At 38.0% G+C, this 18,369-nt stretch carries 12 protein-coding genes; 11 read left to right on the top strand and 1 reads right to left on the bottom strand.

Annotated features, from left to right (window positions below):
- Window positions 1-8 precede the first annotated feature (8 nt).
- Window positions 9-1,439, bottom strand: coding sequence for a circularly permuted type 2 ATP-grasp protein (locus IEX65_RS12265; protein ID WP_188766355.1), 1,431 nt, complete (start codon window positions 1,437-1,439; stop codon window positions 9-11).
- Window positions 1,440-1,587: 148 nt separating this feature from the next.
- Here IEX65_RS12265 and IEX65_RS12260 point away from each other — a divergent pair, with 148 nt between their 5' ends.
- The 11 genes from IEX65_RS12260 to IEX65_RS12210 all read left to right on the top strand — a co-directional run bounded on the left by IEX65_RS12260 (window position 1,588) and on the right by IEX65_RS12210 (window position 18,338).
- A complete protein-coding gene (locus IEX65_RS12260) occupies window positions 1,588-3,162 on the top strand; it encodes a DUF5723 family protein (protein WP_188766354.1) in 1,575 nt (524 codons plus the stop codon).
- A 111-nt stretch (window positions 3,163-3,273) separates the two neighbouring features.
- Window positions 3,274-3,957, top strand: a complete 684-nt coding sequence (locus IEX65_RS12255; RefSeq protein ID WP_308424957.1) for a response regulator transcription factor — start codon at window positions 3,274-3,276, stop codon at window positions 3,955-3,957.
- A gap of 170 nt (window positions 3,958-4,127) precedes the next feature.
- Window positions 4,128-5,384, top strand: coding sequence for a TolC family protein (locus IEX65_RS12250; protein ID WP_188766353.1), 1,257 nt, complete (start codon window positions 4,128-4,130; stop codon window positions 5,382-5,384).
- Between the two features lie 41 nt (window positions 5,385-5,425).
- A complete protein-coding gene (locus tag IEX65_RS12245; protein WP_188766352.1) occupies window positions 5,426-6,532 on the top strand; it encodes an efflux RND transporter periplasmic adaptor subunit in 1,107 nt (368 codons plus the stop codon).
- A gap of 176 nt (window positions 6,533-6,708) precedes the next feature.
- Window positions 6,709-7,104 (top strand): hypothetical protein, encoded by a 396-nt coding sequence (locus tag IEX65_RS12240; protein ID WP_188766351.1) that lies wholly within the window; start codon window positions 6,709-6,711, stop codon window positions 7,102-7,104.
- Between the two features lie 227 nt (window positions 7,105-7,331).
- Window positions 7,332-8,420 (top strand): efflux RND transporter periplasmic adaptor subunit, encoded by a 1,089-nt coding sequence (locus tag IEX65_RS12235; RefSeq protein ID WP_188766350.1) that lies wholly within the window; start codon window positions 7,332-7,334, stop codon window positions 8,418-8,420.
- Window positions 8,421-8,448: 28 nt separating this feature from the next.
- Window positions 8,449-11,697 (top strand): efflux RND transporter permease subunit, encoded by a 3,249-nt coding sequence (locus IEX65_RS12230; RefSeq protein WP_188766349.1) that lies wholly within the window; start codon window positions 8,449-8,451, stop codon window positions 11,695-11,697.
- Window positions 11,684-13,126 carry a TolC family protein gene (locus IEX65_RS12225; protein WP_188766348.1) on the top strand — a complete coding sequence of 481 codons (1,443 nt, stop codon included), beginning with the start codon at window positions 11,684-11,686 and terminating at the stop codon, window positions 13,124-13,126. Before IEX65_RS12230 ends, IEX65_RS12225 begins: the two co-directional genes overlap by 14 nt.
- Before the next feature lie 262 nt (window positions 13,127-13,388).
- A complete protein-coding gene (locus IEX65_RS12220; protein WP_188766347.1) occupies window positions 13,389-16,487 on the top strand; it encodes an efflux RND transporter permease subunit in 3,099 nt (1,032 codons plus the stop codon).
- Between the two features lie 124 nt (window positions 16,488-16,611).
- A complete protein-coding gene (locus IEX65_RS12215) occupies window positions 16,612-17,985 on the top strand; it encodes a sensor histidine kinase (protein ID WP_188766346.1) in 1,374 nt (457 codons plus the stop codon).
- A gap of 113 nt (window positions 17,986-18,098) precedes the next feature.
- Entirely contained in the window at window positions 18,099-18,338 is a 240-nt protein-coding gene (locus IEX65_RS12210) for a hypothetical protein (RefSeq protein ID WP_188766345.1), read from the top strand.
- The last annotated feature ends 31 nt before the right edge of the window (window positions 18,339-18,369 follow it).

The raw sequence follows: 18,369 nt of genomic DNA, 5'->3' as shown, positions 1-18,369 counted from the left end.
ACTCAGAATTATTTAAGTACCCAAGTATCTTTACTACCACCACCTTGTGAAGAATTTACAACTAAAGACCCTTTTTTCAACGCTACACGAGTGAGTCCACCTGGGGTTACGTGAATGCCATCGCCGTATAGGATGTATGGACGTAAATCAACGTGGCGACCTTCGAGTCCATCTTCAACCAAGCATGGGCTGCGAGAAAGTGAGATGGTGGGTTGTGCAATATAATTTCTTGGGTTTGCCTGTATCAAACCTCTAAATTTCTCGTGTTCTTCTTTGCTGGCTTTCGGGCCAATCAACATTCCATATCCGCCAGCCTCGTTGGCTTCTTTTACTACCAGTTTTTCGATGTTTTCGAGTACATATTTCATCGAATCTGGCTCACCACACAAATAAGTTTCTACGTTCGGAATGATGGCATCTTCTCCTAAATAATATTTTATGATTCGTGGAACGTAGGCATAAACTACTTTATCATCAGCTACGCCCGTACCCGGTGCATTCGCTAAACCAATGTTTCCTTTTCTGTAAACGTCAAACAATCCTGGAATCCCAATCAATGAGTGAGGATTAAAGGTTTTTGGGTCTAAGAATGTATCATCAATTCTGCGGTAAAGTACATCAACTGTCTTGAAGCCTTTGGTTGTACGCATTTTCAGATAATCGCCAACCACTACTAAATCTCGGTAATCAACTAATTCAACCCCCATCTGTTGAGCCAAATATGAATGCTCAAAGTAAGCAGAGTTATAAATTCCTGGAGTAAGAACCGCCACAGTAGGGTCGGGGCGACCAGAGATATAACTCAATACTTCGAGTAATTTTGCGGGATATTCAGAAATCGAGCGGACATTAGTCTGAGAAAGTACATCAGGAAATGTTTGCTTTGATAATTCACGATTTTCGAGCATATACGATACCCCCGATGGACAGCGTAGGTTATCTTCGAGAACCGTAAAAACTCCGTTATTGTCTCTGATAAGGTCAGTTCCTGTTATATGAATCCAAACACCTTTTGGTGGTGTAAGTCCTTTACATTCGGGCAAAAAACCTTTACTTGATTCGATGATTTCACGAGGAACAATTCCATCACGAATAATTTTTTGCTCATTATAAACATCCTGTAAAAACAAATTTAAAGCAGTAATTCGCTGAATTAATCCTTTTTCGAGGTTGTCCCATTCTTGAGAGTCAATTACCCTCGGTACAATGTCAATCGGAATAATTCGTTCAGTTCCACCATCCTCTGAGTAAACATTAAATGTAATACCCGCCGAGACCATCGAACGTTCTGCCGCTTTCTGTTTATTCTTAAGGTTTTCAAAAGCAAGATTTTCAATCGTACCTTTGAGAGCCTGATTACCTGTCCGAGAATCTCCTTCTGGGGTAATCATTTCATCGAAGAAATTTTCGGTTTTGTAATTTTTAAAATCGTAATTCATGTCTTTCCTTTGGTCTTTGAGTAAATGAAAGTCCAAAATATGATTAATCTCTTTAAAATCAAAAGCATTTGGGTATAATTATTTACTTTTGCAATCCGTTTATTCTTTAGGAGTACACCTAACCCAAAACTGACCTTTTCAACAAAAAATGCGAATCCTTTTTTGTCTTTTTTTTATAACATATACTTCTTTTGCTCAGCAATGGCTCGGAATTTCGACGAGTAATTTTGCAGGAACATATAGTTTAGCCGCAAACCCAGCCAACGTTGCCGATTCTCGTTATAAGTTTTTTTTGAATGTTGTTGGTGGTAATGTTGACTTTATCAATAACTATGCTGCTTGGGCTGCTCCTTATTCTTTTATCGGACTTTCGACCAACACTGTTCCTGACCGATACCGTGCTTCTAATGGTTTACCAGGTTTCCGACCTTCGTATATAGAAGAAGCCCGTGAGAAACCTAACTCTGTTGCTTTTGCAGCGGCTGATGTGAAAGGACCTTCAATGATTTATACCTTCGAAAAGGCAAAATTTGCTGTCGGCTTTACTTCAAGAGTTAGAATGTTGACAAATCTGAGTAATACGACCTCAGATGTAGCACATATTATGGTTAATGGTACTTTGATTCAAGATTTATACGGTACTACTCAAGATAATAATCATTTAGTGATGAACTTGAATGGATATACCGAAATGGGATTAACGCTTGGGGCTGTTATCAGAGAACAAGACCAAGATTTTTTTAAAGTCGGGTTGACAGTAAAACGAGTAAATGGACTTTTGAATATCCATTATTTAGCCGATAATTTGGATTTTACCGTTGATGCTAATGCCATAAGGGCAAATCGCCAAGATGTATTTTTTAGAACTGCCGTCGGTACATATGGAACTACAACTGGAGACGCTATTAGAAGTGCAAGTTTTAGCACAGATTGGCTTTTTGGCAATTTAGCTGCTGGAAGTGGTTATGGGTTTGATATAGGTGCTGTTTACGAATTTCGACCCGAATTTGACAAATATGATGTAAAAGTAAACGGAAAGTGGCGAATGGATGGCACAAAAAATAAGTATTTGTATCGGATTGGAGTTGCTTTAATTGATGTAGGGAGTATAAATTATAATAATTCAAATTATGTAAATGTTACTCAAGTTGCTAAAACCAATGTGCTGATTAAGCCTGGTACTTTTAATAAAATTGATTCGCCCGATAGATTGTATCACCAAATGAATAATGCTTTTAGTATCAACGAAGCAGATTATCAACATAGTTTTGTGGCGGCTTTGCCAATGGCTCTTTCTACCAATTTTGATTATAAAGTTTCTGAAAAAATCTACCTAAATGCCTCTTGGATTCAGAGTTTGAGAAACCCCGAGAAAATGGGAATGAATCAACCTTCGATGTTGGCTATTACTCCTCGATACGAAAGCAAAAGATTTGATGTAGCTGTTCCAATTTCATTACAAAATGGTTATCGAAACCTTACTTTTGGGCTGGCGGGTAGAGTTGGGCCATTCTTTTTAGGTTCAGAAAATTTAGCAGGTATTGTCAATATCGGTAATCCGAGAGGAATCAGTGCCTATATGGGATTATTTCTACCAATTTTCAGAAAGCTACCCGATGCCCCGAATGGCTGCTATGTTGAAGAAAAGACAACCTTGCGTCATGAAATTAGGAATATACTCAATAAGCGTAGTCAAAAAAGGCGTTGGAAAAGAATTCGATAGGTTAAAACCCCATTTTAATCAAATTTTAATCTTATTTTTAGGAGATACTATACTTAGCTTTAGAATTTTACCGATGAAAAGCAAAAATAGGTTAGATTAAATTTATTAAATATGGCAGCGATTAAAGTTTTATTGGTTGAAGATGAGTTGAGATTGGCGGAATATGTTAAAAAAGGATTGGAGGAAAGCGGTTTTACTGTCGATGTCGCATTTGACGGCCAGATTGGAAAAAGTATGGCATTAACGAATAGTTATGACCTCATGGTTTTTGATGTGAATCTTCCAAAAATTAGTGGAATTGATTTAACCAAAAAACTTCGTGCCGAACAAATAAAAACTCCCGTAATGATTTTAACTGCAATGGGAACCACACAAGATAAGTTGTTGGGGTTTGATTCGGGAGCAGATGATTATTTAGTCAAACCTTTCGATTTCTTAGAACTTATCGCTCGCCTGAATGCTCTCTACCGCCGTTCAAGCGAAGGAAACGAACTCAAACGTAACCTTCAAGTTGCCGATTTAGAATTAGACCTTAATGAAAAAAATGCCCGCCGAGGTGGACAATTAATTCCACTAACATCTAAAGAATTTATGTTGTTGGAGTTTTTCATGCGAAACAACGGTAAGGTAGTTTCAAGAATCGAAATTGCCGAAAAAGTTTGGAACTTAAATTTCGATACAGGTACCAATACGATTGATGTTTATGTGAATTTTCTGCGTAAAAAAATCGACCAAAACTTCTCAGTAAAACTCATTCATACAGTAGTTGGTAGAGGTTATATGATGAAAGGTTAATGTTTGTTAACTTGCTCATAATAAAATAATTAACTCGTTAGTTGAAATGTTTTTTTGAAAAAAACGAACTCAATTAATGAGTTTTTTTCTTTTAATCTTTTTTTAATATTCCTTTAAAATCGACTTGATATTCAAAGACCAATTTTACAGCATCAAAATTAAAGAATGCGATGAAAAAATTGATTTTTGTTTTACTCCTTTTGAGTTTCAAAGTATCTGCACAAAACGATACACTCAAGATTTCGCTTAATCAGGCCGAAAATGCTTTTCTACAAGAAAACCTACAATTAATTGCTGCCAAACTGGGTATTTCTGAGGGCCGAGCATACGAAATTCAGGCGGGTCTGCGTGTAAATCCGAACCTTTATCTTGAACACATGCCATACAACTCACAAAGCCGAGAATTGGGTGGTTTGAGACAAAGCAATGCCGAACAAATTGTTCAATTTCAATATTTATTACAAGTTGCTCAAAAACGCCAAAAGGCAGTTTCGTTGGCACAGGCCAATACCGAACAAGCCGAAAACAGTTTTCGAGAATTAGTTCGTAATCTTCAATATCAACTTCGTTCATCTTTTTACGATTTATATTTTACCAATCAGGCTTTGGCTATGTATGAGCAGGAGATGTCTTCGCTGCAACAAACCCTTGGTGCTTATCAAGAGCAGTATAATAAAGGTAATGTTCCGCTTAAAGATTTGGCAAGACTAAAAGCGTATTTGGTTACTTTAAATACCGAAAAACAAACGCTTATCCAACAGAGATTTGATGACGAAAGAGATTTAGGCTTTCTGATTGGAGCTAAAAACAATTATCTGATTCAACCAATCATAGAAGGACAAATCAATAATGTCGATATTAATAAGTTCACAATCAGTGATTTATGGAATATTGCTTCCGAAAACCGTTATGATTTGAAAAGCACGCTTACCCAACGAAAAATCGAAGAACGTAATTTGTCATTGCAGATGGCTAATCGTAAGCCTGACCTAACGTTTCAGATGACATACGACCGTAACGGTAGTTTTGTACCGAATTACGTGGGTGTAGGTGTGGGTATGAATCTACCAGTTTTCAATAAAAACCAAGGAAACATTCAGGCAGCACAAATAAGAATTCAAGAAGCTGAAAAACTACAAAATTCGTATCAGTTGAAAGTCGAAAAAGAAGTACAAAATGCTTATTATAAGGCACATCAAGCCGATGAAGTTGCCAAAACGATTGATAGTAAATTTAGCGAAGACTTCTCGAAACTAATCGGAGGAGTGCTTGATAATTACCGCAAACAAAACATCACAGTAGTTGAATTTATCGACTTTTTCGATTCTTACAAACAAACCATTCTTCAGTATAATCAACTACAAAACGATAGAGTTTCGGCTTTTGAAAACCTCAACTATGTAGTTGGTAAAACAATTTTAAACTAAAAACTTCTTTAAGTCAGAAAAGATAAAACCTAAATAATATCATGAAAAATTCATTGAAAACATTGTCTATTAGCCTATTGTTGGTATCGATTTTTTCGACAGCCATGACAGGTTGCGGTGAAAGTCAAGCTAAACAAGAACCAAACGAAGCCGACAAACCGCTAAGTTTAGATGCTGAAACTTACAAAAATCTCAAAACAGATTCGGCAGAAATGAAAACTGTTAATCAAGTTTTGAACCTTACGGGAAAAATAACTTTCGACCAAGATGGTGTAGTTAAAGTTTTTCCTTTGGTTGGTGGACACATCGAGGATGTAAAAGTTGAACTGGGTGATTATGTGACCAAAGGCCAAGTGTTAGCAGTAATTCGTAGTGGCGATTTAGCCGATTTAGAGCAGCAAGCCATTGCAGCCAAAAGTGGCTTATCAGTAGCTCAGAAAAACCTTCAAGTATCAGAAGATATGACTAAATCGGGTTTATCGTCGCAAAAAGAATTATTAACTGCCAAAGAAGGAGTAGAAACTGCCAAAGCAGAAGTAAACAGAGTAGCCGAAAGAAAAAGTATTTTGGGCGGAAAAGGAATGTTGTATATCGTGAAAGCTCCAACCAATGGCTTTATTGTAGAAAAAACTGCCGCAACAGGAATGGAATTGAGAGGCGATGACCCCGAAAATTTATTTACAATCAGCAACCTTGACCGAGTTTGGGTGATGGCCAATGTTTATGAATCTGATATCGCCAACGTACATTTAGGTCAAGAAGCTAAGATTACAACTATCTCATTTCCAGATAAAATCTACACTGGTAAAGTTGATAAAATCTTTAATACGCTCGACCCAATGAATAAGACCGAGAAAGTAAGAATTCAGCTAACAAACAAAGATTTTCAATTAAAACCAGAGATGTTTACTAATATTTTGGTCGAGTATGGCGGAACTGAGCAACGTTTGGCAGTACCAAGCAAGTCTGTAGTTTTTGATAATAATCAAAACTATGTAGTGGTGAAAGAAAATGGTAAACTGGCCATAAAACCAATAACAGTATATAAAACAGTAGGCGATAAAACATTTGTAAGCAGTGGTTTGGCCGTAAATACTCCTGTTATCATCGAAAACCAACTTACCTTATTTCAGGCATTGAATCAATAATCGGAATTGTGGACAGATTTGGGTTACCGTATGGGGTAACTCGAATCTTAAATCGACTAAATTTTTACAGCTTTATTAAAAATATTTACACAAAAAATGATTTATATCAGTTTTAATCAAATTTTAAGACAAAATACTTAGTTGGAAAGCCATCTTGGAATATTTTTGTAGAAGGAATGAGTAACGCACTTTTAAAATATCTTCTTTTTCTGTGGATTCTTTTATTAGGGGTAAGTAGTCGAGCGAATGGATTTACACGAAATATTAGTCCGACCATTTCACCACCTGAAAGGCACACAATTGTTGGGCATCTGAATGATGTAGCCGCACCATACATACATGCACCCAAGCCAACATTTACTTTATTTTCGATTGAGTTTTTTTTCGAGGATATTGAAGAAGAAATAGAAGAAGTAGAGCCAAATAAAAATCACGATTCCACACACAATCATACAAATAAACCTTCCTCTGGCCATTTAGGCTTACAATCAAGTTATAACTACTATTATTTATCTAATCAAAATCTAAAAGATTCTAAGAGGTATATCCTAAACTGTGTCTATTTGCTATGAGATACGTTTTAGATACGCTTCAAGCGACAATATTTTTTAGTCATTTTCGAACCTGTTTGAATTGTAATTAAGCTTCACCTGCTTCATCTTAGATTCATTCAGAATTTTAATCAAACGCAAAATTTTACGCTCTTGAAATAGGCTTTATGGCCTAATTGGCAACGCTTTGCCCAAATTTTCAATGGCACTTCGACAACATATAAATTTTAATCCGAAGAAAACTAATTATGAAAAAATCACTCATGTTCATGGGCTTGGCAGTTTTGCTATTCAATGCAAGTTGCAAGACGGAAGGGAAGGAAGAAAAGACTGAAGAAGCAAAAATGGTTGTTACCTCACCTATTCGTAAAGACACAACAATTACGACTGACTACGTTTGTCAGATTCGCTCTATAAACAATATCGAACTTCGTGCCTTAGAAAAGGGCTATCTCCAAGATATTTTTGTAGATGAAGGAAAGTTTGTTAAGAAAGGCCAACTCATGTTTCAGATTATGCCCAATCTGTATCAAGCCGAAATGAAAAAAGCTGAAGCCGAAGCTAATTACGCTGAAATTGAGTACAAAAATACGAAGTCCTTAGCCGATGGAAATATAGTTTCAGCGAATGAGTTGGCATTGTCAAAAGCCAAGCTTGATAAGGCACTTGCTGAGTTGGCATTAACCAAAGTTCATTTAGGTTTTACCGAAATCAGAGCCCCATTTGATGGTATCATGGACCGACTGAAAGTTAGAAAAGGTAGCCTTGTTGATGAAGGAGATTTACTTACTACATTATCTGATAATAGTAAAATGTGGGTTTATTTCAATGTGCCTGAAGCTCAATATTTGAATTTTAAAACACATGCTAATAGTAATAATGGTATGTATCAAGTAAAGCTCAAAATGGCCAATAATGAGTTATTTAAATATACGGGTATTGTTGAAACCATTGAAGGAGAATTTGATAATGAAACTGGAAATATTGCTTTCAGAGCTACATTTCCGAATCCAGAAGGACTTCTCCGACACGGCGAAACAGGCAATATTCAAGTAACTGTTCCAGTGAAAAATGCTCTGCTTATTCCACAAAAAGCAACTTTTGAAGTACTCGATAAAACATACGTTTATGTGATTGATAAAGACAATATTGTGAGGTCTCGCCCAGTGACGATTGCTGCCGAAATGCCGCATTTATATGCCATAGCCTCTGGGCTTTCAGCTGGGGACAAGATTCTTTTGGAAGGTTTGAGAAAAGTTAAAGAAAACCAAAAAATTGAATACAAGTTTGAAGAACCATCGCAGGTGATTACGCACCTCAGCCTATACGCCGAATAGTTTTTATCCACCAAAACACAAGAAATATATGTTTACTAATATCATAAAAAGGCCCGTTTTAGCTATTGTTATTTCGGTATTGATAGTCTTTACAGGTACTTTAGCCATAAAGCAACTGCCCACGTCGCAGTTCCCCGAAATTGCACCAACCACCGTTAATATTTTTATAGCCTACCCAGGTTCAAGTGCCGATGTACTCGTAAAATCGACACTTGTAACGCTCGAAAATGCCATCAATGGTGTGCAGGGAATGAGATACCTCGCAACCGATGCCACCAGTGCTGGTGAAGCAACACTTCGTGTAATTTTTGAACCTGGAACCGACCCCAATCAGGCAGTAATCAGGGTAAAAACAAGGGTTGACCAAGTAATGCCGCTACTCCCCGAACTTGTTCAGCGAGAAGGAGTTGTGATTACACCCATTCAACCAAGTATGTTGATGTACATTAACCTTTATGGCACAGGTAAAAATTTTGATGAGAAGTTTTTGTACAACTATGCCAACGTTAATCTTTTGCCCGAAATCAACCGTATCAATGGGGTAGCCAGAACGCAAATTTTAGGTAGCCGTCAGTTTGCGATGCGTGTTTGGTTGAACCCTGACCGCATGCGTGCCTATAATATTTCGGCAGAAGATGTAATGAAAGCCTTGGCCGAACAAAGTATTATTGGTCGCCCAGGACGTATCGGTCAAAGTTCGGGTATTGCAGCTCAATCTTTAGAATATGTATTGACTTACAAAGGTCGCTATAATAAGCCAGAAGAATACGAAAATGTGATTTTAAGAGCAAATCCTGCTGGTGAAAGTATTCGTTTGAAAGATGTGGCCAAAGTAGAATTAGGTAGTGAATTCTTTGATATTTATTCAAATCTTGATGGACATCCTTCGGCGGCAATCGTGTTGAAACAAAACGTGGGAAGTAATGCCAGCGAGGTAATTCAACAAGTAAAAGATAAAATGGAGGAATTGAAAGCCACTTTCCCTCCCGGTGTTGAATACAAATTGAGCTACGATGTATCTAAATTCTTAGATGCTTCTATTGAGCAAGTGCTTCATACGTTGAGAGATGCTTTTATTTTAGTTGCATTGGTTGTATTCCTTTTCTTAGGCGATTGGCGTTCGACGCTCATTCCAATCATTGCAGTGCCAGTTTCTTTGATTGGGGCTTTCTTCGTGATGCAAATGTTTGGCCTTTCGATAAACTTAATTACTCTTTTTGCATTGGTTTTAGCGATTGGTATTGTGGTCGATGATGCCATTGTGGTAGTGGAAGCTGTTCACGCAAAGATGGAAGAAGAACACCTTACGCCATTTAAAGCCGTAAAAAAAGTAATGGGCGAAATCAGTGGGGCAATCATTGCCATTACACTCGTAATGGTGTCGGTATTCTTACCAATTGCCTTCATGTCAGGGCCTGTAGGAACATTTTATCGCCAGTTCTCCATCACAATGGCCAGTGCAATTATCCTCTCGGCGGTAGTTGCTCTTACCCTTACGCCTGTACTTTGTGGAATGATTCTTAAAAATAATCATGGTCAAAAACGTAAAAAATCGCCAATTGATTGGCTAATCGACCAATTTAATAAAGGTTTTGATAAGCTGACTGGTAGATATGTAAGTGTGCTAAAATTCATCGTCAACAAAAGATTATTGACTTTTTTAATCTTGGTGGCTTTTAGTGCGGGAATTATTTTCGAGAATAAAATTCTTCCAGCAGGTTTTATTCCGAGCGAAGACCAAGGAACTATCTATGCTATCATTCAGACACCGCCCGGCTCAACACTCGAAAGAACCAATGAGGTTTCAAGAGAATTACAGAAAATTTGTAAAGAAGTAGAAGGGGTAGAGTCAGTGTCATCATTGGCGGGTTATGAAATCATGACCGAAGGACGTGGTTCGAATGCAGGAACGTGTTTGATTAACTTAAAAAACTGGTCTGAAAGAGAAAAAGGCGTACATGAAATTATTGAAGAATTAGAAGAAAAAACCAAGGATTTAGGAGCAATCGTTGAATACTTCGAGCCTCCTGCGGTTCCGGGCTTTGGTTCTTCTGCTGGTTTCTCGATGCGAATGCTTGATAAAAACAACACGACTGATTATCAGGAGTTTGATAAAGTAAATAAAGACTTTATGGCTGCTTTGAGTAAGCGTAAAGAGCTAACAGGCTTGTTTACTTTCTTCGCTGCTAATTATCCGCAATACGAACTGGAGATTGATAATAACGTGGCGATGCAAAAGGGGGTTTCTATTGGAAAAGCCATGGAAAACCTAAACATCATGATTGGTAGTACTTATGAGCAAGGTTTTATTCGTTTCGGGCGATTCTTTAAAGTTTACGTACAGTCTTCTCCAGAGTTTAGACGACTTCCGTCCGACATCACGAATATGTTTGTGAAGAATGACCACGGTGAAATGGTTCCCTACTCGGCTTTCATGAAATTGGTAAAAAAACAAGGGCCAAATGAGATTACACGCTACAATATGTACAACTCATCGTCTATCCAAGGGCAACCAGCTAAAGGATATACCACCGCCGATGCCATTAAGGCCATTCAAGAAGTAGCAAAAACTCTACCTAAAGGTTATGACATTGCGTGGGAAGGTCTATCCTATGATGAAGCTCGACGTGGCAATGAATCAATCTATGTTTTTGCGGTCGTATTGATATTTGTTTACTTCGTTTTGGCAGCCCAATATGAAAGTTTCTTGTTGCCGATGGCGGTTATTTTCTCGCTTCCAGTTGGGGTATTTGGGTCATTCTTTTTGCTCAAAGCTATGGGTATGGCCAATGATGTGTACGCACAAGTAGGTCTTATCATGTTGGTAGGTCTTCTTGGAAAAAATGCCGTATTGATTGTAGAATTTGCCGTACAACAACGGCAAAAAGGAATGTCAGTTTTTGATGCTGCCATCGAAGGAGCGAAAGTACGTTTCCGTCCAATTTTAATGACGTCGTTTGCTTTTGTGGCGGGTCTAATTCCTTTGGTCCTTTCTCATGGTGCTGGTGCAATCGGTAATAAAACAATTGGTGGTTCGGCAATGGGTGGGATGCTTTTCGGAACAATTTTCGGTGTAATGATTATTCCGGGTCTGTATTACATTTTCGGTACTTTGTCTGATGGTAAGCATCTAATTAAAGATGAAGATGAGGCTCCACTTTCTGAAAGTTTTGTGGAAGCGAGTGAAGAACGCAGCAAAATGTTGAAGAACATTAGAAAAGCGAATGAAAAATTGAAGAAACTATTAAACCGAAACGACGAAGATGATACGAACTAACATAAAAAGGCATATTCTGTATATAGTTTTAGCCGTTTCTGCTTTTGCTTTCAATGCTTGTAAAACACCTGTAATTGTAGGGAAAACGGCTAAAAATGGCTTGCCTGCGAGTTACTCAACCTCGCAAGATTCAACAAATTCGGCTCAAGTAAAATGGAAAAATTTCTTTGCCGACCCTTATCTGAATGCACTCATCGATACTGCTCTACAAAATAATCAAGAGTTGAATATTACGATGCAAGAGATTGAGATGTCGAAAAATGAAATCATGGCTCGAAGAGGGGAGTACCTGCCTTTTGTAAGATTAGGTGGTGGTACGGGCGTTGATAAAGTTTCACGTTATACCAGCAAAGGGGCAAGCGATGAAATCACCGAGATAAAACCAGGTAAACGTACGCCAGTTGTTTTGCCAGATTCTTATTTTGGGGCTTTTGCAAGTTGGGAGGTGGATATTTGGCATAAATTACGCAATGCTCAAAAAGCCGCTGCTGCCAATTATTTAGGCACGATTGAAGGTAAAAACTTTTTGATTACGAATATCGTAGCCGAAATAGCCAACTCGTACTATGAACTATTGGCACTTGATAATCAATTAGATATTGTAAGAAAGAATATCGAAATTTTAAATTCAGCTTTATTAATTATCAAGCAAGAAAAAGAAGCAGCTAAAGTGACAGAGTTGGCCGTTCAACGATTTGAAGCGGAGGTTTTCAAAACACAAAGCCTTCAGTATGACATTCAGCAGCGAATAATTGAAACCGAAAATCGAATCAATTTCTTGGTTGGGCGTTTCCCAAAACCAGTGTTGAGAAGTTCTCAGCAATTCGCAACGCTTCTTCCCACCAAAATCTCAGCTGGTCTTCCAGCTCAATTATTAGAAAAAAGACCAGATATTCGTCGAGCAGAATTAGGAATCGAGGCCACAAAATTGAATGTAAGTGTAGCAAAAGCTAATTTTTATCCATCTTTGGGATTATCAGCTTCCTTAGGTTTTCGTTCATTCAATCCGATTATGTTGGCCAACATACCGCAGTCGCTTATTATGTCATTAGCAGGTGATTTGGCTGGGCCATTGATTAATAAAAATGCCATTACTGCAACCTATAAAAATGCCAATGCCAAGCAAATTCAAGCGGTTTATGATTATGAAAAGACAGTGTTGAATGCCTTTATTGAGGTAACAAATCAATTAGCGAACATTCAAAATCTCGAACAGAGTTACGCTATGAAAAATAATCAGGTTGACGCATTAACAAAATCGACCGATATTTCATTAAAACTTTTCAAGGCCGCTCGTGCAGATTATATGGAAGTTTTATTAACTCAGCGAGATGTACTTGAATCGAGAATGGAATTAGTCGAAACTCGAATGAAGCAAATGAATGCCTTTGTAAACGCTTACAGAGCTTTAGGCGGTGGTTGGAACTAATGTAGTTTGAGAGATTTTTGAATTTCTATTACAAAGAACACAAAAGAAATTGCACAGCGGTATGCTTACGTACTTAGTGCTATTCTTTGTGTTCTTTGTGTTTTTCCAAAAGTTTTAAACTAAAGCACAAAAAGTGATTTTTCCAGCATCCATCATTTTTCCAATATACTCATTTTCCTTTTAATCTTTTTTTAATCTTCCCTTAAAACCCCTTTCAGATACCCACGACACCTTTGTACTATCAAAATAAATAAGGAGCGTCATGAATAAGTTTATCAAAGGGATTCTCTCATTTTCCCTCAAAAACAAATACTTTATCTTCTTTGCCACACTTTTGGCAGTAATTGGCGGTTGGATTGCCTATCAAAATACACCGATTGAGGCATTTCCTGATGTAACCAATACTCAGATAACGATTATTACCCAATGGCCAGGCCGAAGTGCCGAAGAGGTCGAGAAATTCGTGTCGATTCCTATCGAAATTGGCTTAAATCCTGTTCAGAAAAAAACTGATATTCGCTCAACGACCGTTTTTGGTTTGTCGGTAGTAAAAGTAATGTTTGAAGATGGTGTTGATGATGCTTTTGCTCGTCAACAAATCAATAATCTTATCGGAAGCGTTAGCCTCCCCGAAGGTGTTGACCCCGATATACAACCACCTTATGGCCCAACTGGCGAGATTTTCAGATATACACTCGAAAGCAAAGACCGTAGTGTAAGAGAACTCAAAACTCTGCAAGATTGGGTAGTTGAGCGTCAGTTAAAAGGCGTAGCAGGTGTGGCCGATGTAGTTAGTTTTGGCGGTGAAGTAAAAACTTACGAGATTAGTGCCAACCCACATTTATTGGCTGATTATGATGTTACTCCGCTCCAACTATACCAAGCAGTTGCCAACTCAAATGTTAACGTTGGGGGAGATGTAATCGAGAAAAACTCAGAAGCCTATGTAGTCAGAGGTATCGGTTTACTCAAAGGCGTAAGCGATATAGAAAAAATTATCATCAAAAGTGCTAATGGAGTGCCTATTACGGTCAAAAATGTAGCAACCGTAACGGAATCGGCCTTACCACGACTCGGACAAGCGGGTAGAGATGCACAAAACGATGTGCTTGAATGTATTGTTGTCATGAGAAAAGGTGAAAACCCAAGCCAAGTGATTGAGAATGTAAAGGCAAAAATCGAAGAGTTAAATACTTCAATTTTGCCCAAAGATGTAAAAATCAATACGTTTTATAACCGTGAAACCCTCATCAATTTTGCGACCCACACCGTTACCCACAATTTGCTCGAAGGTATTTTGTTTGTAACCTGTATCGTGTTTCTGTTCATGGCCGATTGGCGTACAACCGTTACGGTTTCAATCGTTATTCCTTTAGCCCTCTTATTCTCATTTATTTGTCTTCGTCTGAAAGGAATGTCGGCCAATTTGCTCTCAATGGGAGCGATTGACTTTGGAATCATTGTCGATGGGGCGGTTGTAATGGTCGAAGGAATCTTTGTGGTTTTAGATAATCTTTCTCACCAAATTGGTATGGAAAGGTATAATAAACTTTCAAAACTCGGTATCATTCGCAAAACTGGTACCGAAATGGGGAAAGCCATTTTCTTCTCAAAACTAATTATCATTACTTGTTTGATTCCTATCTTCTCGTTTCAAAAAGTAGAAGGAAAAATGTTTTCACCATTGGCCTGGACGCTCGGTTTTGCCTTGCTCGGTGCGTTGATTTTTACACTTACTCTTGTGCCTGTTTTGGCCAGTATTTTACTGAAAAAGAATGTTCGTGAAAAACATAATCCTTTCGTTTTGTTTATCGAAAAATGGGTAATGCGAGCTTTCAACTTTGTGTTTTTGCACAAACGTAAAACCCTTCTCGTGACGGCCATTATTGTTGCGGTTGGTTTGTTTAACTTTAAGTTTTTAGGCTCAGAGTTTTTACCCGAACTCAACGAAGGCTCAATCTATGTGCGTGCCAGTATGCCAATGAATATAGCCCTCAACGAGTCGGTTAGATACACCAACGAAATGCGTCAGGTTTTCAGAAGTTTTCCCGAAGTAAAAGGTGTGATTTCGCAAACTGGCCGACCAAACGATGGAACAGACCCTACTGGTTTTTATAATATTGAGTTTTTGGTAGATATTTTCCCGAAAGAAGACTGGAAAAGAGATATTTCAAAAGAACAACTCATTGCTCAAATGCAGGAACGCTTGAAGAAATTTACGGGTGTAAACTTCAACTTCTCGCAACCAATCATGGATAACGTAGAAGAAGCTGTTTCGGGTGTGAAAGGCAGTATTGCCGTGAAAATCTATGGTCAAGACCTTGTTTTGATGGAGAAAAAAGCCAAAGAAGTATATAATCAGTTGGCAACCGTGCGTGGTATCGAAGACTTGGGCGTGATTAAAAACATAGGCCAGCCTGAACTCAGAATCGAACTTGACGAAGATAAATTGGCACTTTATGGCATTCAAAAAGGTGATGCTCAGGCCGTTATCGAGATGGCGATTGGTGGAAAAGCTGCAACTCAGATTTATGAAGGCGAACGCAAATTTGATTTAAGAATTCGTTTCCAACAAGAATATCGTAAATCTGATTCTGAAATTGGCGACTTATTGATTCCAACGATGAACAACACACAGATACCGTTGAAAGAAATTGCTAAAATCTATTATAATACTGGGCCGATTTTGGTGTTCCGTGAAGCTAACCAACGTTTCAATGCCGTAAAATTCTCAGTTCGTGGACGTGACATGGGAAGTGCCATTGCAGAGGCTCAACAAAAAGTAAATGCTCATGTAAAGTTACCAAATGGCTATTCGATGAAATGGGCGGGCGATTTTGAGAATCAACAACGTGCCACTAACCGCCTCGTTCAGGTAGTACCAGTTAGCTTATTGCTCATTTTCTTGATATTGTTTGTATTATTTGGTAATATCAAAGATGCTGGAATTGTGCTTGTCAATGTACCGTTTGCAATCATTGGCGGAATCGCTTCTTTGCTCATTTCGGGTACAAACTTTAGTATTTCGGCAGGTATTGGGTTCATTGCATTGTTTGGTATTTGTATTCAAAATGGCGTAATCCTGATTTCGGTTTTCAAGAAGAACCTACATAATCGAATGAGCTTGAGCGAATCTATCACAAAAGGTGTGGTTTCCAGAATTCGCCCAGTAATCATGACCGCCATGATGGCCGCTATTGGTCTGATTCCAGCGGCTATTTCAAAAGGAATTGGTTCAGAAACTTCAAAACCGCTCGCTATTGTCGTAATTGGAGGTTTGATAACGGCCACCGTTTTGACCTTACTGGCATTCCCGATAATATTCTATGTATTTTATCGAGAAAAATTAACTGAGAACTAATATCGAATGGGTTGAGCTTTTGCTCGACCCATTTGTTTGATAGCTGTCGCAAGTTTATTTACTTTGTATCATATCACTGCGAATTGAGGGCATTGCCGCCCGATTTGCTTCACAAAGCATTCCTATGAAAATTGTTGACAAACAAACCATCCGAATCCCGACAATTTTGAGTATCGCTCTCATTTTATTTTCGGCCAATATTTATCTTTTTTATAGTAATTTCCGAGAAAATGAGTTTTATCTCTATCTCCGAAACAACGCCATTACATTAGAAAAAATGATTATTGATAAAGGACTGAGCGGTGAAGACGTCAGGACTTTAGACGATATGAAAGAAAATATCTATACCCAAGAGCAATTTATTATTTATGACTCGACTGGCACAGTTATTTTCAAATCAAGATATGCCGTTACGCACCTAACCGATAAGATTAGAAAAGAAGTTTTTAAACACGAAGTCGAATTTAAGAAAGACGGCTACGAGCGAACCCTATTTTTAAGCCGCAATAATAAATACAAACAGCTATTTATCATTGAAGCTGCTGGCTACGATTTATCGGGGTTTAATAAACAACGCAACCTGCTTTATATTCTGATTATCGGTTCAGCTTTATTGATAAGTATCATTACGCTTACTACCAGATATTACATCAGAAAAGACTTAAAACCGATTGGCCAAATTGCTAAACGGATGAAAAAGATTTCGAGTAAAAACCTGCAATCACGTATTCCTGAGTCTAATTTGGATAACGAAATTGGACAAATGGCACATACTTTCAATGATTTGCTCGACCGACTTGATTATGCTTATACCCAACAACGTAATTTTGTGTCTTACGTAACGCACGAACTTCGCACACCACTGTCGATTTTACTCGGGAATGCCCAAGTTACGCTCATGAAGGAGCGAAGCGTTGAAGAATACAAGCAGACCGTTGAGAATTTTCAGCTTGACATCAATAATATGATAAACTTAGTAAATAGCCTACTTGAATTGGCTCGCATGAATGCCGATGCTCAATCGGTGCCATTTACTGAAGTGAGGGTTGATGAAGTGCTTTGGGCTGCTTCGGATTTAGTCAAGAAGAATCAACCAGAATATCATATCAATATCGAATTCGACCAAATTCCTGATAATGACGAGTCGATGATTGTTAGCGGAAACGCCGAGTTGCTGGTGTTGGTTTTCAGAAATCTAATGGAAAATGCTTGTAAATACAGCAATAATAAGCGTGTTGAAACAAAGATTTCGTATGATAGTAGCAAAGTGAAAATTGATTTTATCGACCAAGGTGTGGGAATGACTAAGCAAGAAACTGAACATATTTTTGAGGCATTCTACCGAAACGAAAAAACAAAAGAGATTTCGGGACATGGCATAGGTTTGCCGCTTACCCAACGAATTGTGGAGATTCACTCAGGAAAAATCTCGGTTCAGTCAGAAGAAGGAGTGGGGTCTATATTTACGGTTGAGTTTCCTATCAAAAATATTTATTGAGGTTTAACTGAGTTTTAATTTTGGTTTGAAATGCCTTTAAGTACCACCAACTACATTTGAATCACAAAGCCAAACAGTGTTTTGGATGAGTTAATTCTAAAATTTTTAAAGGTATGAAAAAGAATATTTTGTTGGCCGCAATGGTAGCCATTTTCGCCACAAGTGCATTTGCACAAACCACCCCACAAGCCTCAAAAAAAGAAGCAAAACTCGAAAAGAAAGAAGACCGTATCACGGAGCATAAAGCTGCCAATGAAGTTAAAAAGGAGCATAAAGCCGCCAAGAAAGAGGAGAAAGCAATGCATCATGCAGCGGCGAAGGAAGTAAAAAAAGAAGCTAAACAAAGCAACTAAAAGACTATTTGTTGAGTAACTTTGTTGCTCA

This window comes from Emticicia aquatilis, assembly GCF_014644295.1.
Taxonomy (GTDB): Bacteria; Bacteroidota; Bacteroidia; order Cytophagales; family Spirosomataceae; genus Emticicia; species Emticicia aquatilis.
This window is presented reverse-complemented; position numbering and strand designations above follow the sequence as displayed.

Bases quoted from the DNA above. Each gene is read 5' to 3' on its own strand.
- IEX65_RS12265 (WP_188766355.1), bottom strand. From the start codon at position 1,439: ATGAATTACGATTTTAAAAATTACAAAACCGAAAATTTCTTCGATGAA.
- IEX65_RS12260 (WP_188766354.1), top strand. From the start codon at position 1,588: ATGCGAATCCTTTTTTGTCTTTTTTTTATAACATATACTTCTTTTGCT.
- IEX65_RS12255 (WP_308424957.1), top strand. From the start codon at position 3,274: ATGGCAGCGATTAAAGTTTTATTGGTTGAAGATGAGTTGAGATTGGCG.
- IEX65_RS12250 (WP_188766353.1), top strand. From the start codon at position 4,128: ATGAAAAAATTGATTTTTGTTTTACTCCTTTTGAGTTTCAAAGTATCT.
- IEX65_RS12245 (WP_188766352.1), top strand. From the start codon at position 5,426: ATGAAAAATTCATTGAAAACATTGTCTATTAGCCTATTGTTGGTATCG.
- IEX65_RS12240 (WP_188766351.1), top strand. From the start codon at position 6,709: ATGAGTAACGCACTTTTAAAATATCTTCTTTTTCTGTGGATTCTTTTA.
- IEX65_RS12235 (WP_188766350.1), top strand. From the start codon at position 7,332: ATGAAAAAATCACTCATGTTCATGGGCTTGGCAGTTTTGCTATTCAAT.
- IEX65_RS12230 (WP_188766349.1), top strand. From the start codon at position 8,449: ATGTTTACTAATATCATAAAAAGGCCCGTTTTAGCTATTGTTATTTCG.
- IEX65_RS12225 (WP_188766348.1), top strand. From the start codon at position 11,684: ATGATACGAACTAACATAAAAAGGCATATTCTGTATATAGTTTTAGCC.
- IEX65_RS12220 (WP_188766347.1), top strand. From the start codon at position 13,389: ATGAATAAGTTTATCAAAGGGATTCTCTCATTTTCCCTCAAAAACAAA.
- IEX65_RS12215 (WP_188766346.1), top strand. From the start codon at position 16,612: ATGAAAATTGTTGACAAACAAACCATCCGAATCCCGACAATTTTGAGT.
- IEX65_RS12210 (WP_188766345.1), top strand. From the start codon at position 18,099: ATGAAAAAGAATATTTTGTTGGCCGCAATGGTAGCCATTTTCGCCACA.